The sequence below is a fragment of the Flectobacillus sp. genome (assembly GCF_049240685.1).
Lineage (GTDB): Bacteria > Bacteroidota > Bacteroidia > Cytophagales > Spirosomataceae > Flectobacillus.
On the sequence record NZ_JBMLSD010000402.1, the window covers coordinates 1 to 3683 of the forward strand.

Here is a 3683-nt window from a genome sequence, read left to right on the forward strand (position 1 = left end):
CAACAGGTAAGCGCATTCGCCGAATGCCATTTGACTTGGACAAAGTATAATCATGATTATTTTGTGGAAAACCCTTTAGGAGCAAAGATGTTTCAAATTTATTAGGCCTGTAGATACATCAAAGCCCATCCCAAATAAAATATCTATCTGTGGTACTGATGAATTTAGAAGATTTCTTCCCAAACAGCCTATTTGTTGCGAAAATCGGCCTTGTAAAATTAAAGAAATTTGTAGTTTTGCAGGCGCACAAAACCCCATTGGAACTGTATTATGGAATCTCTTGAAATTATTATTCTTGCCGCAGGAAACTCTAGTCGGCTTGGGCAACCAAAACAATTAGTAGTATATCAGGGCAAAACTTTGATTGAACATATTGTAACCAAGGCCCTTTCGATTAGTACAAATGTGACTGTGGTTTTGGGCTCTCATGCCAAAGGTATTGAATGGACTTTGCATCAGGCAGGATTATTTCCGAAAGTTGTGATTAATGGCGACTGGATGCATGGGATGGGTTCTTCTATTAAGGCTGGCGTTGGCTCTTTGACAAACAAACAAGCCCCAATTATGATATTATTATCAGATCAGCCTGCGGTCAGTACCTCATTACTTTGGCAAATGGTGCATGTATTTCAAGAAAAAAATCCAGACATAGTTGCTTGTGACTACGGTGGCAAAATGGGAGTTCCTATGCTATTTTCTCCCAACATTAGACATGAGTTGTTGATGTTGACTGGTGATCAGGGCGCTAAAAGCTTTTTACCTTTTTATCAAGATTCGACACTGACCGTTCCTTTTGAATTGGGTACTTGGGATATCGATACTCCACAAGACTTGGCTGAGCTTGTCCACAAAAAAATATGAATGATTGATAAAAAATCACTTACCAAACTCATACTTTTTTAAAGTAAAATTAGATTTGTACAATTATTCCGAAACAACTACCAAACGAATAAAGCTGAAGAGCGCTGTTCTTCGGCTTTTTGTTTGAAGGCAATTAAATAGGTTACATTTTGACAAAAAAGAAAGCTGCAAGGTAGTAACCTTGCAGCTTTGCCATATTGCTTCTTGCTATTATTTGATCACTAACCTATTAGATAAGTTTTCGATACAAATATATATATTGTACAATTCAGTACCTTCCCAAAAGTTGTGGAAATTATTATTTGGTATGTGGATGACCATTTTTGGGTTATTAAACAATAAATAGTGTAAAATTAATATATCATTATTTGAATATGCGATACTTTATAGAATGTGCCTATTTAGGAACTCAATATGCGGGTTGGCAAATCCAGCCGAATGCCCTGACGGTTCAAGAGGAGATAGAAAAAGCGTTGACTACTTTACTCAAAGAACCTACAAGTTTGACGGGTAGCTCACGTACTGATGCAGGGGTTCATGCCTATACGCAAGTGGCACAGTTTGACCGCAAAAATCCAATTTCTGATATAAATCAATTGGTGTATCGTTTAAATAAAATTTTATCTAAAAATATTACTATTAAAAGGATATATGAAGTACCAGAAGATTATCATTGTAGATTTGAGGCCACCTATCGGAAATACGAGTATCGAATTTTGACTCGAAAATCACCATTTTATCAAAACATGGCATATCAATTTGAAATGCCTCTCGACCTCAATAAAATGAATGAGGCTGCACAAATTTTATTTGAATATGAGGATTTTGAATGTTTCAGTAAGTTACATACAGATGTAAAAACCTTTAACTGTACTATAATGCAGGCCGAATGGAAGCAAGAATCCTCCGATTTATTAGTTTTTCATATCAAAGCCAATCGTTTTTTGAGAGGAATGGTACGAGCAATCGTGGGTACTTTGTTGGAGGTTGGACTCGGCAAATTGAGTTTGGAAGGATTCGAAAAAATTATTACCGATAAAAATCGCCAAAATGCTGGGCGCTCAGTACCAGCTCAAGGCCTATTTTTGATGGAGGTAAATTATGATTTATAAAGCGAGACATCGGTGAAAGATACTTTTTTACCGACATAATTTATATAAGTATGAACACTAAATGATGATTTTGGGCTTTCGGCTTCGGGCATTTGGCAAAATATATCTATTGTTACTAAAACATTTTTACACTCTTTGCTGTGTGTCATCAACACAAAACTTAAATCTAATTACCCAAAGCCTATTGCCGAAAGCCCAAGGCTTAAACCTTTCTTAAAATCTGAATAAATACATCCTCTAATTTTGAGGCCATTCGAATCTTAATGTCGAAGGCATCTACATTGAGGCCTTTAGCATTAAATTTTGAAATCCAAATTTCTTTGAATCCTAATTTTTGGGCTTCAGCAATACGTTGTTCTATTCTATTTACTGCTCGTACCTCGCCTCCCAAACCAACTTCTGCTGCAAAGCAAACGGTATTTGGAATACTAATATCTTCGTAAGAGGAAACAATAGAGGTACATACAGCCAAATCTATGGCAGGGTCTTCGACTTTTAAGCCGCCAGCAATGTTCAAGAAAACGTCTTGATTTCCTAACCTGAATCCACCTCTTTTTTCAAGAACTGCCAAAATCATATTTAAGCGCTTGGCGTCAAAGCCTGTCGAACTTCGTTGCGGTGTTCCGTAGGTGGCAATAGATACAAGAGATTGAATCTCAATGAGTAGTGGACGGTTTCCTTCCAACATAGCACCAATGGTAATACCCGAAAAATCTTCATCGCGCTGTGAAATAAGTATTTCGGAAGGGTTGGTCACTTCTCTCAATCCAGACTCTAACATTTCATAAATACCTAGCTCTGAGGTGCTACCAAATCGGTTTTTGGTTGTTCGCAAAATTCTGTAAGCTAAATGTCTATCCCCTTCAAATTGCAAAACGGTATCTACCATGTGCTCCAAGACTTTGGGGCCTGCCAGGCCACCATCTTTTGTAATATGTCCAATCATAAACACAGGAGTGCCCGACTCTTTGGCATACTTCATGAGCTCGGCGGCACATTCTTTTACCTGAGAGATACTACCAGCACCAGCCTCGATAAACGATGATTGGAGCGTTTGAATCGAGTCGATAATCAGAATATCTGGCTCAAACTGCTCTATTTGTTTAAAGATGTTTTGTGTTGAAGTTTCGGTCAAAATGTAGCAATTATCACTTTTGTGAGCCAAGCGCTCGGCTCGCATTTTGATTTGCTGTTCGGATTCTTCACCCGAAACATATAGTACTCTGTAATTGCTGAGCGTCAGGGCGATTTGTAGCATCAGCGTAGATTTACCAATGCCAGGCTCGCCACCAATAAGTATCAACGACCCTAAGACAATTCCTCCACCAAGTACACGATTTAGTTCTTGATCTTTGGTTTTGATACGAGGTTGTTCTTCAAAATTAATCTCTTGAATTGCTCTAGGTTTGGCCGCTACCTTCAAAGATGTACTCGACTTCCAAGAGCCTTTGCTTGGTTCTTCCTTCTGAATCAGCTCCTCTACAAAGGTATTCCATTCTCCACATGAAGGACAGCGCCCCAACCATTTAGGTGCTTGATGTCCACAATTTTGACAAAAAAAGGAGGTTTTAGTTTTAGCCATAAAGTTATTGTATATGATAGTGGGCAAACTTACTTTAGTTTTACCCGCCTTAAGCATTAAGCAAAATGCCCTCAGCTATATGTGCAAAGTGTTTCTGATCAAATCAGGCTTACCTTTTATCCAGTTGT

3 protein-coding genes are annotated in these 3683 nt (G+C 38.1%); 2 read left to right on the forward strand and 1 reads right to left on the reverse strand.

All coding sequences use genetic code 11. The features are described 5' to 3' along the window. Positions 1-270: 270 nt before the first annotated feature. Positions 271-861, forward strand: coding sequence for a nucleotidyltransferase family protein (locus ACOVQ4_RS18425; protein ID WP_421822083.1), 591 nt, complete (start codon positions 271-273; stop codon positions 859-861). A gap of 374 nt (positions 862-1235) precedes the next feature. After that, a complete protein-coding gene (truA, locus tag ACOVQ4_RS18430; RefSeq protein ID WP_421822084.1) occupies positions 1236-1973 on the forward strand; it encodes a tRNA pseudouridine(38-40) synthase TruA in 738 nt (245 codons plus the stop codon). Between the two features lie 202 nt (positions 1974-2175). Here the strand turns inward: truA and radA are convergent, their stop codons facing one another. Beyond that, positions 2176-3555, reverse strand: a complete 1380-nt coding sequence (gene radA / locus ACOVQ4_RS18435; RefSeq protein ID WP_421822085.1) for a DNA repair protein RadA — start codon at positions 3553-3555, stop codon at positions 2176-2178. Positions 3556-3683: the final 128 nt, after the last annotated feature.

Bases quoted from the DNA above. Each gene is read 5' to 3' on its own strand.
- ACOVQ4_RS18425 (WP_421822083.1), top strand. From the start codon at position 271: ATGGAATCTCTTGAAATTATTATTCTTGCCGCAGGAAACTCTAGTCGG.
- truA (WP_421822084.1), top strand. From the start codon at position 1,236: ATGCGATACTTTATAGAATGTGCCTATTTAGGAACTCAATATGCGGGT.
- radA (WP_421822085.1), bottom strand. From the start codon at position 3,555: ATGGCTAAAACTAAAACCTCCTTTTTTTGTCAAAATTGTGGACATCAA.